Origin of the sequence: Pseudomonas sp. BNK-30 (assembly GCF_047456185.1) — a bacterium.
Taxonomy (GTDB): domain Bacteria; phylum Pseudomonadota; class Gammaproteobacteria; order Pseudomonadales; family Pseudomonadaceae; genus Aquipseudomonas; species Aquipseudomonas putida_E.
The window spans coordinates 684380-701239 of record NZ_CP179904.1 but is presented as its reverse complement, the minus strand read 5'-3'; the positions used below and the strand labels follow the sequence as shown (position 1 = coordinate 701239).

19 protein-coding genes are annotated in these 16860 nt (G+C 63.9%); 9 read left to right on the top strand and 10 right to left on the bottom strand.

Annotated elements, in window-relative coordinates; all coding sequences use genetic code 11:
- Position 1 precedes the first annotated feature (1 nt).
- Positions 2 to 976, bottom strand: a complete 975-nt coding sequence (cysK, locus tag ACMGGN_RS03315) for a cysteine synthase A (protein ID WP_115274099.1) — start codon at positions 974 to 976, stop codon at positions 2 to 4.
- Between the two features lie 131 nt (positions 977 to 1107).
- On the opposite strand from cysK, the gene ACMGGN_RS03310 reads away from it, so the two are divergent.
- From ACMGGN_RS03310 to ACMGGN_RS03300, 3 genes are all read left to right on the top strand, one after another.
- On the top strand, positions 1108 to 2181 hold the full coding sequence (locus ACMGGN_RS03310) for a DUF748 domain-containing protein (RefSeq protein WP_414156460.1): 1074 nt from the start codon (positions 1108 to 1110) through the stop codon (positions 2179 to 2181).
- 131 nt (positions 2182 to 2312) lie between these two features.
- Positions 2313 to 3158 carry an AAA family ATPase gene (locus ACMGGN_RS03305; RefSeq protein WP_012315697.1) on the top strand — a complete coding sequence of 282 codons (846 nt, stop codon included), beginning with the start codon at positions 2313 to 2315 and terminating at the stop codon, positions 3156 to 3158.
- A 12-nt stretch (positions 3159 to 3170) separates the two neighbouring features.
- Positions 3171 to 4349, top strand: coding sequence for a vWA domain-containing protein (locus ACMGGN_RS03300; RefSeq protein WP_012315698.1), 1179 nt, complete (start codon positions 3171 to 3173; stop codon positions 4347 to 4349).
- A gap of 109 nt (positions 4350 to 4458) precedes the next feature.
- On the opposite strand, the gene ACMGGN_RS03295 is transcribed toward ACMGGN_RS03300, so the two are convergent.
- Genes ACMGGN_RS03295 through ACMGGN_RS03280 form a run of 4 tightly spaced genes read right to left on the bottom strand, consistent with a single transcriptional unit; the run spans position 4459 to position 8140 of the window.
- Positions 4459 to 5376 carry a biotin-dependent carboxyltransferase family protein gene (locus ACMGGN_RS03295; protein ID WP_414156459.1) on the bottom strand — a complete coding sequence of 306 codons (918 nt, stop codon included), beginning with the start codon at positions 5374 to 5376 and terminating at the stop codon, positions 4459 to 4461.
- Entirely contained in the window at positions 5373 to 6068 is a 696-nt protein-coding gene (pxpB, locus tag ACMGGN_RS03290; RefSeq protein WP_414156458.1) for a 5-oxoprolinase subunit PxpB, read from the bottom strand. The genes ACMGGN_RS03295 and pxpB overlap by 4 nt, the downstream gene beginning before the upstream one ends.
- Positions 6065 to 6844, bottom strand: a complete 780-nt coding sequence (locus ACMGGN_RS03285) for a 5-oxoprolinase subunit PxpA (protein ID WP_115274094.1) — start codon at positions 6842 to 6844, stop codon at positions 6065 to 6067. Before ACMGGN_RS03285 ends, pxpB begins: the two co-directional genes overlap by 4 nt.
- 9 nt (positions 6845 to 6853) lie before the next feature.
- Positions 6854 to 8140, bottom strand: a complete 1287-nt coding sequence (locus ACMGGN_RS03280) for an MFS transporter (protein ID WP_039603254.1) — start codon at positions 8138 to 8140, stop codon at positions 6854 to 6856.
- A gap of 129 nt (positions 8141 to 8269) precedes the next feature.
- Between ACMGGN_RS03280 and ACMGGN_RS03275 the strand changes: the two genes are divergently transcribed.
- A complete protein-coding gene (locus ACMGGN_RS03275) occupies positions 8270 to 9181 on the top strand; it encodes a LysR family transcriptional regulator (RefSeq protein ID WP_414156457.1) in 912 nt (303 codons plus the stop codon).
- Positions 9182 to 9283: 102 nt separating this feature from the next.
- Here the strand turns inward: ACMGGN_RS03275 and ACMGGN_RS03270 are convergent, their stop codons facing one another.
- The 3 genes from ACMGGN_RS03270 to ACMGGN_RS03260 are packed head-to-tail and all read right to left on the bottom strand — an operon-like array spanning position 9284 to position 11097.
- Entirely contained in the window at positions 9284 to 9805 is a 522-nt protein-coding gene (locus tag ACMGGN_RS03270) for a DUF2937 family protein (RefSeq protein ID WP_196996880.1), read from the bottom strand.
- Between the two features lie 9 nt (positions 9806 to 9814).
- Entirely contained in the window at positions 9815 to 10588 is a 774-nt protein-coding gene (locus ACMGGN_RS03265) for a class II glutamine amidotransferase (RefSeq protein WP_012315711.1), read from the bottom strand.
- A 14-nt stretch (positions 10589 to 10602) separates the two neighbouring features.
- Entirely contained in the window at positions 10603 to 11097 is a 495-nt protein-coding gene (locus tag ACMGGN_RS03260; protein WP_012315712.1) for a hypothetical protein, read from the bottom strand.
- Positions 11098 to 11179: 82 nt separating this feature from the next.
- Between ACMGGN_RS03260 and ACMGGN_RS03255 the strand changes: the two genes are divergently transcribed.
- The gene (locus tag ACMGGN_RS03255) at positions 11180 to 13222 is read left to right on the top strand and encodes a S9 family peptidase (RefSeq protein WP_174142313.1); all 2043 of its coding nucleotides are present in this window, start codon (positions 11180 to 11182) and stop codon (positions 13220 to 13222) included.
- A gap of 113 nt (positions 13223 to 13335) precedes the next feature.
- Entirely contained in the window at positions 13336 to 13803 is a 468-nt protein-coding gene (locus ACMGGN_RS03250) for a Crp/Fnr family transcriptional regulator (RefSeq protein ID WP_119689081.1), read from the top strand.
- Here ACMGGN_RS03250 and ACMGGN_RS03245 read toward each other — a convergent pair.
- Positions 13800 to 14078, bottom strand: coding sequence for a hypothetical protein (locus ACMGGN_RS03245; RefSeq protein WP_046788019.1), 279 nt, complete (start codon positions 14076 to 14078; stop codon positions 13800 to 13802). The two genes, ACMGGN_RS03250 and ACMGGN_RS03245, sit on opposite strands and share 4 nt — an antisense overlap.
- Before the next feature lie 131 nt (positions 14079 to 14209).
- Between ACMGGN_RS03245 and ACMGGN_RS03240 the strand changes: the two genes are divergently transcribed.
- The 3 genes from ACMGGN_RS03240 (at position 14210) to ACMGGN_RS03230 (ending at position 15581) form a co-directional block, all read left to right on the top strand.
- Positions 14210 to 14581: a YajD family HNH nuclease gene (locus ACMGGN_RS03240; protein WP_012315716.1), complete on the top strand. Its 372-nt coding sequence runs from the start codon at positions 14210 to 14212 to the stop codon at positions 14579 to 14581.
- Positions 14582 to 14653: 72 nt separating this feature from the next.
- Positions 14654 to 15124, top strand: a complete 471-nt coding sequence (locus ACMGGN_RS03235; protein WP_033699757.1) for an RNA methyltransferase — start codon at positions 14654 to 14656, stop codon at positions 15122 to 15124.
- A 115-nt stretch (positions 15125 to 15239) separates the two neighbouring features.
- Positions 15240 to 15581, top strand: a complete 342-nt coding sequence (locus ACMGGN_RS03230) for a DUF2892 domain-containing protein (RefSeq protein ID WP_046788018.1) — start codon at positions 15240 to 15242, stop codon at positions 15579 to 15581.
- A gap of 46 nt (positions 15582 to 15627) precedes the next feature.
- Here ACMGGN_RS03230 and ACMGGN_RS03225 read toward each other — a convergent pair whose 3' ends face one another.
- Positions 15628 to 16836, bottom strand: a complete 1209-nt coding sequence (locus ACMGGN_RS03225) for a hypothetical protein (RefSeq protein ID WP_174142314.1) — start codon at positions 16834 to 16836, stop codon at positions 15628 to 15630.
- Between the last annotated feature and the right edge of the window lie 24 nt (positions 16837 to 16860).

The window sequence follows — 16860 nt, the reverse complement described above, 5'->3', positions numbered from 1 at the left end:
CTTACTGCTGGTTCTCCTGCTCGCTGAACATGTCGGCGAACAGCATGCTCGACAGGTAGCGCTCGCCGGAGTCGGGCAGGATTACGACGATGGTCTTGCCCTGCATCTCCGGCTTTTCCGCCAGCCGCACCGCAGCAGCCATCGCCGCGCCGCAGGAAATGCCGCAAAGGATGCCCTCCTCCTGCATCAGGCGGATGGCCATCGCCTTGGCCTCTTCATCGGTCACGGTCTCGACCTGGTCGACGATCGACAGGTCAAGGTTCTTCGGCACAAAGCCGGCGCCGATACCCTGGATCTTGTGCGGGCTGGGCTTGAGCTCCTCACCGGCCAGGGTCTGGCTGATCAGCGGCGAGGCCACAGGCTCGACCGCCACCGAGAGGATCGACTTGCCCTGGGTGTGCTTGATATAGCGCGACACGCCGGTAATGGTGCCACCGGTGCCGACACCGGCCACCAGCACGTCGACTGCACCGTCGGTGTCGTTCCAGATCTCCGGGCCGGTGGTCTTTTCATGAATGGCCGGGTTGGCCGGATTGTCGAACTGGCCTGGCAGGAAGTACTGCGCCGGGTCCGAGGCAACGATCTCGTTGGCCTTCTCGATCGCGCCTTTCATGCCCTTGGCCGGCTCGGTCAACACCAGCTCGGCGCCCAGGGCCTTCAGTACCTTGCGACGCTCCAGGCTCATCGAGGCCGGCATGGTCAGGATCAGTTTGTAGCCACGGGCGGCGGCGACGAAGGCCAGGCCAATGCCGGTGTTGCCCGAGGTGGGCTCGACGATGGTCATGCCGGGCTTGAGCTTGCCGCTGCCCTCGGCGTCCCAGACCATGCTCGCGCCGATACGGCACTTGACCGAGTACCCAGGGTTGCGCCCTTCGATCTTGGCCAGGATGGTCACACCGCGCGGGGCGATGCGGTTGATCTGCACCAGCGGCGTATTGCCGATGGAATGGGCGTTGTCTGCGTAGATACGGCTCATGGCAGGGTCCTTGGCATGAAGTGGCGGGGAAGGCTTAAAGGGTAAGCCTGCCCCGTTGGCCCGTAAAGCCCGTTCGAACTCGCCCGGGCGGCCTGCGGTCAACCGCACAACCCGCCTTGGAGATCACTGCGATGAAAGCCCGTTATCGCTGGCCACTGGCCGGCCTGGCCAGCCTGGTCGTGCTGTTGGTGGCCCTGCACCTGGCGCTGCCTTACCTGGTGCGCGACTACCTCAACGACAAGCTGGCGGACATGGGTGAGTACCGTGGCCAGGTCACGGACGTGGAACTGGCCTGGTGGCGCGGGGCCTACCAGATCGATGGGCTGAAGATCGTCAAGACCAGCGGCAAAGTCCCGGTGCCGCTGCTCGATGCGCCACTGATCGACCTCTCGGTGAGCTGGCAAGCGCTGTGGTATGACCATGCTGTGGTGGCCGAAGTCACCTTTTTACGACCGGTGCTCAACTTCGTCGACGGCGGCAACAAACAGGCCTCGCAGACCGGTCAGGGTACAGACTGGCGCCAGCAGCTGGAAAAACTGCTGCCGATCACCCTCAACGATGTGCGCATCGATGACGGCACGCTGACCTTCCACAACTTCAACTCCAAGCCGCCGGTCGACCTCAAGGCCACCCGGCTCGACGCCAATATCCGCAACCTGACCAACGTACGGGACGACAAAGGCCGGCGCGACGCCAGCTTCGAGGCTAAAGCCCTGCTGTTGGGCGATGCCAGGGTGCAGAGCCGCGCGACCTTCGACCCGTTCAGCGACTTCGATGATTTCGAGTTCCGGCTGCGCGCAACCGGCATGGAGCTGCGCAGGCTGAACGACTTCGCCAGTGCCTATGGCAAGTTCGATTTCAATGCCGGGCACGGCGATGTGGTGATCGAGGCCCAGGCGGAAAACGGCCGGCTCAATGGCTACATCAAGCCGTTGCTGCGCGACGTGGACGTGTTCAACTGGCAGCAGGACATCGAGGACAAGAACAAGGGTTTTTTCCGCTCGGTGTGGGAAGCGCTGGTAGGGGCCAGCGAAACGGTGCTGAAGAACCAGCCGAAAAACCAGTTCGCCACCCGTGTGGAACTCAGCGGCAGCGTGCACCAACAGAACATCAGCGCCTTCGAGGCGTTTTTGCAGATTCTGCGCAACGGGTTTGTCCAGGCGTTCAATGCACGCTATGAGCAACCTGCGCCCGATTCCGACTGAACAGGCGTGACGAGCCATTCAGGGACTGAATATCCGGTCTGCGTTTGCAGCCGCCTGGGGCCGGGGTATAGTCGCTGACAACAAATGAAGACATGCCGTACCTGTACTGGCCCCCGCAGAGGACACTCCCAATGAAGTTCGAAGGCACCCGCGACTACGTCGCCACAGACGACCTGAAACTGGCGGTCAACGCGGCCATCACCCTCGAACGCCCACTGCTGGTCAAGGGCGAGCCAGGCACCGGCAAGACCATGCTTGCCGAACAGCTGGCCGCCTCCTTCGGCGCCCGCCTGATCACCTGGCACATCAAATCCACCACCAAGGCCCACCAGGGCCTCTACGAGTACGATGCGGTCAGCCGCCTGCGCGACTCCCAGCTGGGCACTGAAAAAGTCCACGATGTGCGCAACTACCTGAAAAAGGGCAAGCTCTGGGAAGCCTTCGAGGCCGAGGAGCGGGTGATCCTGCTGATCGACGAAATCGACAAGGCCGATATCGAGTTCCCCAACGACCTGTTGCAGGAACTCGACAAGATGGAGTTCTACGTCTACGAAATCGACGAGACCATCAAGGCCAAGCAACGCCCGATCATCATCATTACCTCGAACAATGAAAAAGAACTGCCCGACGCGTTCCTGCGCCGTTGCTTCTTCCACTACATCGCCTTCCCGGACCGCGACACCCTGCAGCAGATCGTCGATGTGCACTACCCCAACATCAAGCAATCGCTGGTCAGCGAAGCGCTTGACGTGTTCTTCGACGTGCGCAAGGTGCCGGGCCTGAAGAAAAAGCCCTCCACCAGCGAGCTGGTCGACTGGCTCAAGCTGTTGATGGCCGACAACATCGGCGAAGCGGTATTGCGCGAACGCGACCCGACCAAGGCCATTCCGCCGCTGGCCGGCGCCCTGGTGAAGAATGAGCAGGACGTTCAACTGCTCGAACGCCTGGCCTTCATGAGCCGGCGCGGCAACCGCTGACAGGAGCTGGCCATGCTGCTCAACCTGTTCAACGAGATGCGTGCGGCCAAGGTGCCGGTATCGGTTCGCGAACTGCTCGACCTGCTCAACGCCTTGCAACAGCGCGTGGTGTTCGCCGACATGGACGAGTTCTACTACCTGGCACGGGCCATCCTGGTGAAGGACGAGCGCCATTTCGACAAGTTCGACCGGGCTTTCTCGGCCTACTTCAAAGGCCTGGAAAACCTCGACCGGCACCTCGAAGCACTGATCCCTGAAGACTGGCTGCGCAAGGAGTTCGAGCGCTCGCTGACGGATGAGGAACGTGCACAGATCCAGTCACTGGGCGGCCTGGACAAACTGATCGAGGAGTTCAAGAAACGCCTGGAAGAGCAGAAGGAACGCCACGCCGGTGGCAACAAGTGGATCGGCACCGGCGGCACCAGCCCGTTCGGCTCTGGCGGTTTCAACCCTGAAGGCATCCGCGTGGGCGACGCCGGCAAACGTCAGGGCAAGGCGGTGAAGGTCTGGGACCAGCGCGAGTACAAGAACCTCGACGACCAGGTCGAGCTGGGCACGCGCAACATCAAGCTGGCCCTGCGCCGGCTGCGCAAGTTCGCCCGCGAAGGTGCCGCCGAGGAGCTGGACATCGACGGCACCATCGACCATACCGCACGTGACGCCGGGCTGCTGAACATCCAGATGCGCCCCGAACGGCGCAACACGGTCAAGCTGCTGTTGCTGTTCGACATCGGCGGCTCGATGGATGCCCACGTCAAAGTCTGCGAAGAGCTGTTCTCGGCCTGCAAGACCGAGTTCAAGCACCTGGAGTACTACTACTTCCACAACTTCGTTTATGAATCGGTGTGGAAGAACAACCTGCGGCGTACTTCGGAGCGCTTCTCCACCTTCGATCTGCTGCACAAATACGGCGATGACTACAAGGTGGTGTTCGTCGGCGACGCGGCCATGGCGCCCTACGAGATCACCCAGCCCGGTGGCAGTGTGGAGCACTGGAACGAAGAGGCCGGGTATGTGTGGATGCAGCGCTTCATGGAGAAATTCAAGAAGATCATCTGGATCAACCCGTATCCGAAACAGGCCTGGGATTACACGGCATCGACACACCTGGTGCGTGACCTGATCGAGGACAAGATGTATCCGCTGACCTTGCAAGGGTTGGAGGATGGCATGCGGTATCTGTCCAAGTAGTTTCGCCTGTACCGGCCCTATCGCCGGCGGGCCCCACAGATACACCTCAGCATTTGAGCCTTGTGGGGTACCCGCGGGAGCCGGCTTACCGGCGGTAGCGCCGGTAGCGTCACCGCCAACCGTTCAGGCAAGCCTGCTGGTCCCGCCAGGCCTCTTCCTGCACCACCGCCCTGAACCGCACCGCCGCCCCCGGCATGCACTGGGCCAACTGCGCCAACGCCAACGGCGTCAACGCCCCCAGCCGCGGATAGCCACCGATGGTCTGCCGGTCATTGAGCAGCACGATCGGCTGCCCGTCCGGGGGCACCTGCACCGCCCCTAACGCAATACCCTCCGAAATCATCGGCGCGCCCTGATAAACAAGCTGCGGCCCGAGCAAACGAATGCCCATGCGGTCGCCACGGCTGTCCAGCGTCCAGTCACGGTTGAACGCCTCGAACAGGCTCATACCGCTGAAATCACCGATCTGCGCGCCCATGACCAGATCGAGCACGGGCTTTTGCCGATAATGGGGGCGCAGCACCTCTGGCACTTCGCGCAGGGCCGGCTGCGTGCCGGCAAACGCCAACAATTGCCCTTTGCCTAGCGCGGCCCCTCGCCCATCGGTGCCACCCAGCTCTTCACGCACAACAGTGGCGCAGCTACCCAGCACGGCTTCACCTTCAAACCCGCCCGGCGCCGCAAGATAAGCACGCACGCCCTGCTTCGGTTGCTTCAAGGTCAGCCGTTGGCCCTTGGCCAAGGCAAAGCTGCGCCAGGGGGCCAGCGGCTGGTCATCGACACGAGCATCCAGGTCGGCACCGGCCAAGGCGAGTATGCAATCCTGCTCGGCCACTACCGTGAAGCCGCCCAGCGCCACCTCGACCACCGGCGCGCCCAACGGGTTGCCCAGCAGCCAGTTGGCCCAATTCATCGCCACCCAATCCAGCGCACCGCCCTGGGTCACCCCCAGGTGCCGCACACCAAAGCGCCCGGCATCCTGCAACTGGCACAAGGCGGTGCTGGCTTCGATCTTCAATTGCGTCATGCCTGTGCCTCCAACGGGCTGTCGTCACCACCCAATGCCAGGAACTCGGCATGGGACACCGCCACGAAGCGCACCCGATCGCCCGGCTGCAGCAGGCTGTAGCCTTCACGCTCGCGGTCGAACAGGCGAACCGGGGTACGCCCTATGAGGTTCCAGCCGCCAGGTGACACGGCGGGATAGGCGGCTGTCTGGCGCTCGGCAATGCCGACACTGCCGGCCGCCACGCGCTTGCGCGGAGTGCTCAGCCGCGGGGATGCCAGGCGTTCGTCCACCAGCCCCATGAAACCGAACCCCGGAGCGAAGCCAAGGGCGAACACCGGGTACTCGCGCTCGCTGTGCAGGCGGATCACCTCTTGCTCGCTCAAGCCGCTGCGTGCGGCCAGCAGCGGCAGCTCAGGGCCGACACTGGCGTCGTACCACACAGCAATCTCGTGCCGGCGACCGCTGGTGCCCGCGTCTGGCTGCAGCCCCTCCAGCGCCTGGTCGATCAACGCACTCGCCTGCCTTGGCGGCATATCGAACTGCACCATCAGCGTGGTGTAGGACGGCACCAGGTCCACCAGGTGCTCACCGAAGGCGGCACTCAAACGCTGGCTCGCGGCGAGCAGCCACGGCATGTTGGCCTCGTCGATCCGGTCGAACAGGCGCACCATCAGGCTGTCGATCGCAACCACTTCGATTCGCAGCTTCATGCCGGCCCCAGCGCATCGAGGGCCTGGCGGATCTGCCGCACCGCCGCCACCGAGCTGTCATTGTCACCGTGCACGCACAGGGTACTGGCGTGCAGGCGCAAGGCGCTGCCATCGTCGGCCACCAGCGTTTCACCACGGGCCAGGCGCAAGGCCTGCTCGACCACCACGGCCGAATCGTGATGAACCGCACCCGGCAGGCGCCGCGACAGCAAATGGCCGCTGGCGGTATAGGCGCGGTCGGCGAACGCTTCGAACCACAGCGGCACGCCAACCTCGTCACCCAAGGCTTGTGCGCCGCTGTCGTCGGCAGTGGCCATGAGCATCAAGGGCAAGCCAGCGTCATACGCCGCCACGGCTTCGAGCACGGCTCGCAGCTTGAGCGGGTCGGCCATCATGTCGTTGTACAGCGCGCCGTGGGGCTTGATGTAGGCCACCCGGCCACCCTGGACCTTGCAGATACCGTCAAGAGCGCCGATCTGGTAGTGCAGCAGATCGCGAATTTCCTCGGCACTGCAGGCCATGGAGCGTCGGCCGAAGCCGACCAGGTCCGGGTACGCCGGGTGGGCGCCGATGGTCACGCCATGCTGCAGGGCCAGGGCCACGGTACGGCGCATGGTGCCGGGGTCGCCGGCATGGTAGCCGCAGGCGATGTTGGCGCAGTCGATGTAGGGCATTACCTCGGCGTCCAGGCCCATGCGCCAGCTGCCGAAGCTTTCACCCATGTCGCAATTGAGTAGCAGGCGTTTCACCTGGCGTGCTCCCGTGTCGATGTTCATGTGCCTACCTTAACGCGCCTGGAGGTGTTTGCCGCGGGTTTCCGGCAGGCTCAAGGCCGCCAGAATCACCACACCGTACGACACCGCGGCGAACCCGCCAATGCCCAGCCCGAGCGGCACCTTCTGGCCAAGCAGGCCGATCAGCAAGGGGAACATCGCGGCGATGACCTTGCCGATGTTGTAGCAGAAGCCCTGCCCCGAGCCACGAATGCGGGTGGGGAACAGCTCGGTGAGGAAGGCCCCCATGCCGCTGAAGATGCCCGAGGCAAAAAAGCCCAGCGGGAAACCCAGCCACAGCATCACGCCATCGCTGACCGGCATCTGGGTGTACAGCAGCACGATGATGAACGAGCCCACGGCGAACAGGATGAAGTTCTTCTTGCGCCCCAGAATGTCAGACAGGTAAGCGCTGACCACATAGCCGATGTAGGAGCCGACGATCACCATCGCCAGGTAGCCACCGGTACCCAGCACGCTCAAGCCGCGCTCGTTCTTGAGGAAGGTCGGCAGCCACGAGGTGATGGCGTAGTAGCCCCCCAGCGCACCGGTGGTCAGCAGCGACGCACGTATTGTGGTCCAGAGCATGCCGGGGGCGAAGATCTCGTAGAACTGCGAGGGCGCCTCGGCGCTCTCCACTGCCTTGGCCTGGCGATACACCTCAGGGTCTTTGACCAGGCGCCGGACGAAAATCACGAAAATGGCCGGTACCAGCCCCAGCAGGAACAGCGCGCGCCACGCCTGCTCCGCCGGTAGCCAGGAGAACAGCAGCGCATAAAGGATCGCCGTCAGGCCCCAGCCGATGGCCCAGCCGGACTGCACCATGCCCACCGCCTTGCCACGGTCCTGGGCGCGGATCACCTCACCGATCAGCACCGCGCCGGCGGTCCATTCGCCGCCAAAGCCAAAGCCCATAAGAGTCCGGGCGATCAGCAACTGTTCGTAGTTCTGGGCGAAGCCGCAGAGGAAGGTGAAAAAGGCGAACCACAGCACCGTCAGTTGCAAGGTGCGCACGCGGCCGATGCGGTCGGAGAGGATGCCGGCGACCCAGCCGCCGATGGCCGAGGCAATCAGGGTGCTGGTGTGGATCAGCCCGGCTTCGGTCGTGGTGATGCCCCACAGCATGATCAGCGTAGGGATGACGAAGCTGAGCATTTGGGTGTCCATGCCATCCAGGCCATAGCCGATCTTGCAGCTCCAGAACGTGCGCCGTTGCTGGGAGTCGATGTCGCGGTACCAGGCGAACGGCCCGGTCGAAGGTGGGGATTGCACCTGTTGCTGCACGCCGCTTGGGTTCATGCTTGCCTCGGCTTGTTGGTATTGTTTTATGGGCGACGTCTGGCGTCGCGGCCTGTGCGTCATGTTCAGAGCCCGCAGCGCCCGAGTCCAACGAGAAAAACCGCCGGTCTGGAACAAGAAAAACTGATCATGAACCTACGCTTCCTCGAAACTTTCGTCTGGGTCGCCCGGCTCAAGAGCTTCCGCCTCACCGCCGAGAAACTTTTCACCACCCAGGCGTCGGTCTCCAGCCGCATTGCGGCACTGGAAGCCGACCTGGGCGTCAAGCTGCTGCTGCGCGATTCACGCGGCGTCAGCCTGACCCCGGAGGGCAGCAAGGTGCTGGAGTATGCCGAGCGCATGCTCGACACCGCCAAGGCCATGAAACAGTCGCTGGACAGCGACCGGGCCAAGGTCGGGCGCATCCGGCTTGGCGTGATGGACACCGTGATCCACACCTGGATGAGCGCGCTGGTGGCCGAGTTGAGCGAACGCTACCCCCAGGTGGAAATCGAGCTGGTGGCCGATACTGCACTGAACTTGCGCGAACAGCTGCAAAAAGGCTTTCTCGACGTGATCCTGCAAACCGACCTGCTGCGCGAACAGTCGATCCGCAGCCTGGACCTGGCGCGCTACCCGATGGGCTGGGTGGTGGCGGCCGGCTCAGCCCAACACCGCGACTACGCCTCGCTGGCCGAGCTTGGGCGTGAGCGGATCGTCACGTTCTCGAAGAACTCACGGCCGCACCAGGAAGTGCTCAGCCTGTTGCAGGCCGCAGGGGCCGAAACCCCACGGCTCAACTGCGTGAACTCGGTGGCGGCGATCACACGGCTGTTGCGCGACGGCTTCGGCATTGGTGCGCTGCCGCCCGCGCTGGTGGACGCCGAACTGAGCCGGGGCGAACTGGTGCTGCTCGAAGGCTTGCAGCCGCCGCCGAGCCTGGAACTGGTGGTGGCCTGGCAGACCGGGGTGGCGCTGGTGGATGAGGTGGTCGGGGTGTGCCGGCAGGTGCTGGAGCGCTATGCGCGGGATGTGGGAGGGCAGCGGATTGTGTTTATTTGACAAACGCTAGTATCTGTACCGGCTCTCACAGCTCTCACGGACAGTGATTTATTTGTGGCAGCCGGCTTGCCGGCGGTAGAGCCGGGCCTGACCCAGCAGGGATCAACGCCAGCTCTCTTTCACCGCCTTGCGCCGCCCACCGAGAATGACCCAGGCAATTCCCAGCAACAGGCTTTCGACGACAAACGCCAGCACAAACCCCGCACCGACGCCCCAGCCAATCGCCTCCGGCACCAGCAGAATCTGATAGCTGTACGCCTTGAGCGTCTCTTCACGCATTTGCGGGTCGGGCTGCACCAGCACATGCCAGGTGCGGCTGACCCACGAGCCTTGCAGCGCCTGCCACTCGTTCTCGAGCACCTGATTGCGGATCAGCAGGCTTTCTATGCTGTTGGCATCGCTGTTGAACACCACATCGTCACTGCTGCGGTAATGCCGCACCAGCGCCTGCAAATCGCCCTTGAAGAAGCGTTCGGCGGTCTGTTTGAAGCCATCGAGTGCCTGGCGCGATTCGAACAGGTGCGCCTCGACCCGCTGGCTGTAATCCTTGACCAGCCCAGGCACCTGGATACCGGCCAGCAGGCCGAAGGTGAACAGCAGCAACCGCAGGTAACTTCTGAACATGCAGCGTCCTTAGCTCTGGCCTTGCGAAACGCACTCTCCGTGCCGCCACAGGCCCCATTGGCCGGGTTCGTAGCGCCGCCAGGTCTCGTTCTCGGTCAAGGCCTCGGTGGCAATCACCGTGACCACGTCATTGGGGGTGGTTTGGGTGTGAAAGTCGACGATCAGGTCGACATCCTTCAAACGCGCCGCGCCAAAGGGGGCGCGACGGGTAATGTGTACCAGCTTGGTCGAACAGAAGCAGAACAGCCAGTCACCATTGCTGAGCAGGCAGTTGAACACGCCCTTGCCGCGATACTCGGCACAGGCTTCGACCAGCACCGGCAGCAGCTGTTCCACTGCGACCGGCTCAGGGAAAGCCGCGCGGATGCGGTTGAGCAAGTCGCAAAAGGCTGCTTCGCTGTCGGTGTCGCCCACCGGCCGGTAAAAGGTCGCCTCGCCCTTGAACGCCCCCAGCTGGCCGTTGTGGGCGAAGCACCAGTTACGGCCCCACATTTCGCGCACGAACGGGTGCGTATTGGACAGGCACACCTGGCCGACATTGGCCTGGCGGATGTGGCCAATGACCACTTCGCTCTTGATCGGATAACGCTGCACCAGGTTGGCGACTTCCGACTCGCTGCTCGCTGCCGGGTCCTGGAACAGCCGCAGGCCGCGGCCCTCGTAGAAACCGATGCCCCAGCCGTCACGGTGCGGGCCGGTACGGCCGCCGCGCTGCATCAGGCCGGTGAAGCTGAAGACGATGTCGGTGGGGACGTTGGCGCTCATGCCCAGCAGTTCGCACATGGTGATGCCTCCGCTTACAGACGTGGCTCGACCCGGCCACCAGAAGGTGCGGCAGGCGGTGGGTCATTGCGGTAACGGTCACCGCGTTCGGCGGCCAGCGGCGCCCCGACGCCCACTTGGTCATCCTCGGCAGCCAGGCGTTTGGCGGCGGCCTCCTGCTGCTCGCGACGCTCGCGGGCACGCTTTTCCAGCGGCCAGCGCAGCAGCACGAAGGCCAGGTACAGGCCAAAGGCGATCAGGCCGTACATGGCAAAGTCCGATACCGCGCGCCAGGCGTTGTTGCCCACCTTGAAGGCAACGTCCAGGGCAGTGATGGCGATGGCCGGGGCCATGGCATCCTTGCCCGGGTCGACGACGGTCGGCGTCAACAACAGGACCGCGAGGATCACCCGCAGCGGCTCACGCAGCCAGCGCCACATCCAGCCAGTGAGTTTGAAACCCACCCAGAGACAACCCAGGGCAGCAACAGCGTAAAGGCCCCAGGCGAGGGTATAGTCGTTCTCGGTCATGGTGATCGTGCAAGCCAGGCAAAGAGTTGCCTATGATAAACACTTTTCCGGGCGCAGGCGCCCCCCAGCCAAGAGATCCCCGATGCCCAACGCGCTCCAGCCCCCCATCGCCCGCCAAGACCAGGCCACCGACCCTTACGCCTGGTTGCAACAGCGCGACACCCCTGAGGTGCTCGAGTACCTGCAGGCCGAAAACGCCTACCAGCAAGCCTGCCTGGCCGACCAGGCGCCCCTGCGCGAACAGCTGTTCGAAGAGATCAAGGGCCGTATCCTGGAAACCGACCTGTCGCTGCCCTCCCCCTGGGGCCCGTACCTCTATTACACCCGCACCACGGCAGGCGATGAATACCCGCGCCACTATCGCTGCCCACGGCCTGCGGATGACGCCAACACGGTGGACGAAAGCCAGGAACAGCTGCTGCTCGACCCCAACGCCTTGGCCAACGGCGGCTTTCTGGCCCTTGGCGGCTTCAGCGTCAGCCCCGATCACCGCCTGCTGGCCTACAGCCTCGACACCAGCGGCGACGAGGTCTACACCCTGTACGTCAAGGACCTGGCCAGCGGCAACCTGACCGCCCTGCCCTTCGACGACTGCGACGGCAGCCTGACCTGGGCCAACGACAGCCAGACGCTGTTCTTTGCCGAACTGGACGACACCCACCGCCCGTGGCGGCTGCGCCGTCACACGTTGGGCGAAACCGGCGCGCAGGCCGTTTTCGAAGAGCCGGACGGGCGTTTTTTCCTGCATTGCTACCGCGCCAGCTCCGAGCGCCAGCTGGTCCTGCTGCTCAACAGCAAGACCACCAGCGAAGCCTGGGTGCTGGACGCTGAAACGCCACGGGCGGCATTTACCTGCCTGGCACCGCGCGCCGAGGGCCACGAGTATTTCCCCGACCACGGCCAGCTCGATGGCCAGTGGCGCTGGTTCATCCGCAGCAACCAGGACGGCATCAATTTCGCCCTGTACCAGGCAGCGGCAGACCAGGTGCCCACCCGCGAGCAATGGCAGGTGCTGGTGCCGCACCGCGACGACATCATGCTCGAAGGCCTTAGCCTCAACGCCAGCGCCCTCACCTTGAGCCTGCGTGAAGGCGGCCTGCCGATCATCGAAGTGCGCCCGCAAGGCACGCCGGCCTACCGCGTCGAGTTGCCTGACGCGGCCTATAGCCTGTACGTACAGGACAGCCTGGAGTTCGCCAGCACGCGCATCCGCCTGCGCTACGAGGCACTCAACCGCCCGGCCCAGGTGCGTCAGCTGGACCTGGCCACGGGCGCGCAGACAGTGCTCAAGCAAACCCCGGTGCTGGGCGAGTTCGATGCCGACGACTACGTCAGCGAACGCCTGTGGGCCACCGCCGCCGACGGCACCCAGGTGCCGATCAGCCTGGTGCGCCGCAAACAAGACCAGGGCAAGACGGTCCCCCTCTACCTGTACGGTTACGGTGCCTACGGTGAGAGCCTCGACCCGTGGTTCTCGCACGCCCGCCTGAGCCTGCTGCAACGCGGTGTGGCCTTTGCCATCGCCCATGTGCGCGGTGGCGGCGAGCTGGGGGAAGCCTGGTACCGCGCCGGCAAGCAGGAGCACAAGCACAACAGCTTCAGCGACTTCATCGCCTGCGCCGAGCACCTGATCGCTAAAGGCGTGACAGCCTCCGACCGCTTGGCCATCAGTGGTGGCAGCGCCGGTGGCCTGCTGATGGGCGCGGTGCTCAACCTGCGCCCGGATCTGTTCCGCTGCGCCATCGCCGAAGTGCCGTTCGTCGATGTGCTCAACACCATGCTCGACCCCGAGCTGCCATTGACCGTCACCGAGTACGACGAATGGGGCAACCCGCAAGAGCCGCAGGTGTATGAGCGGATCAAGGCCTACGCCCCCTACGAGAACGTCAGCGCCCAGGCCTACCCGGCCATGCTGGTGGTCGCTGGCTACAACGACAGCCGCGTGCAGTACTGGGAGGCGGCCAAGTGGGTGGCGCGCCTGCGTACGCGCAAGACCGACAGCAACCTGCTGCTGCTCAAGACCGAAATGGGGGCCGGCCACGGCGGTATGAGTGGGCGCTACCAGGGGTTGCGAGACGTGGCACTTGAATATGCGTTCGTCTTCAATGAGCTGGGCGTGGTGTAAAACGCGCTTTTCGTTGTCATAGGTTCGCAGGGCCAATGGCCCTGATTGCCGGCAAGCCGACGATCGGGGCCGCCCAGAAACTTTCGGACAACACCCGCCAAGAAGAACGACACATGCCCGACCAGACCCATCTCAGCGCCGAAATCCGCGACATGCTCATGGACTGCGACCTGTTCGATACCTTGCAGCCCGGTGACTTCCATACCGCCGCAGGCTACTTCAGCCTCGCCACCCTGGTCGAAGGCGAAACCATCTTCAACGAAGGCGACGCCGGCACCTTCATGTGCATCCTGCACCACGGTGTGGTTTCAGTGCGCAAGACCGACGCCCACGGCGCCCAGGTAGAAATCGCCACGCTGCGCAGTGGCCGCGCCTTCGGCGAAATGGCCGTGCTCGACGGCGAGCGCCGCTCGGCCAGCTGCCTGGCCGCCAGCGACTGCCTACTGCTGACCTTGGGCAAGGATTCGCTGGAAAAGATGCTCAACGAAGCCCCACGCATCGCCGCGCGGATCATCCGCGCACTGGCCGTAGCCTTGTCGAAACGCCTGCGGATGCAGGACGGGCAGCGCCTGGCGCTTTAGTCATCATTCGCCGGCGGTTTGGCCGGCTCCGTACGCAAACCAGGCAATGGCTGATCCTTCGGCGGCCCGGGCACCGGCATGGGCGGCAGCAGCGGCGCGCCGGGCTGGCTGTCGTAGGCCTTGGGTACAGTGCTCGGGGTAATCTGAGGGTACGGCGTGGGCGTTGCCGTGCCAGGCGCCCCGGGCACCGGTGTAGTGATACGCGGCGGCGTGCCGGCGGCATGCGCCAAGGGCAGGCCGGCTAACAGCAGCGCGGCGAGGATCGCATGAAACATCAGCAACCTCCTGTCTGAACATTCCTACAGGCTACGCCTTAATACACGTTTCCGCCTGTCCGCTTGCCCTGCAAGCGCGCTAGACTCGTTGGCATAACCGTTACCTGCCTGATCAGAACAAAGGAAACACCATGAGTTCGGCATCCACGTCCGCCGCCACCGCCCGCCTCGACCGCATCCTCGCCGACGCCAAGCGCGACAAAGAGATGGGCTACCGCGACAAAGCCTTGAGAATGTACCCGCACGTGTGCGGCCGTTGCGCCCGTGAGTTCGCCGGCAAGCGCCTGAGCGAGCTGACCGTGCATCACCGTGACCACAACCACGACAACAACCCCCAGGACGGCTCCAACTGGGAGCTGCTGTGCCTGTACTGCCACGACAACGAGCACTCGCGCTATACCGACCAGCAGTACTTCAGCGAAGGCTCCACCAGCACCCCGAGCATCGCCAAGGCTACGCACAACCCGTTCGCCGGGCTGGCTGGCTTGCTGAAGAAAGACTGACTGTCGACACAGCCCCCCGCTGCTGCCGGCGAGCCCGTATAATCGCGCTTTTTTTGCGAAGGGCCCCGGCACGTGGCAAACAAACGGTACAGCTGCATCGGCCTGTTCAACCCAAAATCTGCAGAGAACGTAGGTTCGGTGATGCGCGCAGCGGGTTGCTACGGCGTCAACTCGGTGTTCTACACCGGCAAGCGCTACGAGCGCGCCCGCGACTTCGTCACTGACACCAAGCGCGTGCACTACGATATTCCGCTGATCGGCATCGACGACCTGCAGCGCATCATCCCGCTGGGTTGCACACCCGTTGCAGTGGAGTTGGTGGAAGGTGCACGGCCCCTGCCTGAATACACCCACCCTGATCGCGCCATCTATATCTTCGGGCCGGAAGACGGCAGTCTCGATGCCAGCGTGCGCGCATGGTGTGAAGAAACCATCTACATCCCTACCGAAGGCTGCATGAACCTCGCCGCGACGGTGAATGTGGTGCTATACGACCGTTTGGCCAAGGGGCTCAATACCCGCTCGGGCCCCAAGTTCAAGTAGCCGGGCAACGCGCAGCGCCCTCCCAACACTGGCAATTGCGACCACTTGGCAACCCGACTGAACGTGTGCAGCAGGCAGCTGGTCAGCTGCTTACACTTCAGATGGAGGGCTTGCCATGCTCGATATTCATTCCACTACGGCGTCACAGGACCATAACGTACAGGGCCTGGAACGGGTCGGTTCACTGGCCGGGGGTGCGCTGATGTTCACCAAGGGTATGCGCCACGGCGGGCTGGTCGGGCTGCTGCAGATGGCGGTCGGTGGCCTTGCGGTGGCTCGCGGAATCAGCGGCCATTGCTCGACCAAGGCCTGGTGGCAGAAGCATCGACAGGAATATCACCGTTTGCGCTCGGACATCGAACGCAGTGCGACGGAGCTGGAGGCGCTCAAACGCAGTGCCGAGGCGGCGACGCGCGGGGTGACGGTAACGGGGAAAGACCCGCTCACGGGTAGTTGATCAGTTGTTTTTAATGGCCCTGTCGCCAGCAGGGCCAGCCTGCAAGCTAACGCAACGCCTTGCTCTGCAAGACCTCGGATCGCCGCCCCAGCACGTTCTCACTGATCTGCACGAACTCCTCGGTGCTCACCTTCGGCAAGCGCATCAGCGCCTGGGTCACATCATCCAGTGAGCGTTTGGCCTGGGTGTGGATGCGGATCTCCTTGTCCAGCGCCTGCAACAGCAAAACACCACGGGCAACCTGGGCCGGGCTTGCCCGCTCGCCGCGCAACTGGGTGACCTTGGCACCCTGCTTCTGCAAACGCGCCTGCCACACCTGGTAGCGGTCATCGCTCACACCCCCGGCCCGGCGCAGCAACTCGTTGGCGTAATAATCGGTGAGGCTCTGGCCAAGCCAGTCGCTGTCAGCACTCACATGAACCTGCGCAAACAGCTGCACCAGTTCACGCAGCAAAGGGCTGTTACCGCTCTCGCTGACCATGGGCCGGGCGCTGTGCAGGTACATCGAGCCCCGCGCTGCCATTGCTCCGCGCCACATGCCATCACGTGCCCCCACCAACAGCAGCTTTGCCGGATTGCGTGGGAATACCGCCTGCAGGTGTGGCCAGACGAAGGTCAGCAGGGTGAGATTGTCCATGCGGCGCATGCCCTGCCCCACCGGGGCCGCCACCGTCACCTCGGTCTCGCCCAGACGCGCACGTCGGCTGCCAAGGTCGCCGGCCAGCATCCAGCCAGTCGGGCGATCGAACAGGCGCGATACATTGTCGATACGGAATTTGTCCTTGCCGATGCGCGGCCAGGAGGTTTCGATGCTTTTCCAGCCCTCAGGCAGGTCGACCGACAAGCGCGCCACCAGTTCGGTGCCGTCTTGCTGGTCAAGGCGTGCCGGTGGTACCAGCTGGTCACCCAGGAACAACGCCCAGTGAGGGGTAATGCGCGAGGAATAGGCACCGCTGCGTACTTTCTCGTCCAGCTTGACCCGGTAGCTGAGGCTGGTCTTGCCCGCCGCCGGGTGCCACACACCGCGCTCCCCCTGCACCTGCCACTGGCCGTCAGCCTGGAAACCGCTATAAGCGCCCTGCTTGCCCAGGTCGAAGTCGAGGCTACGCACGGCATTGCCGTCTGCCAGGGTCAGGCGCACTTCGGCCTGGCCACTGGCAGGCAACAGCCGCACCTGGTAGTCGAGGTCGACTTTCTTCGCCCAGGCAGGCGAGCTGGCCACAAGGCCCAGCAGGAGCAACAGCTGGCAACGCATACAGAAACTCCTTGTTTCCCAGAG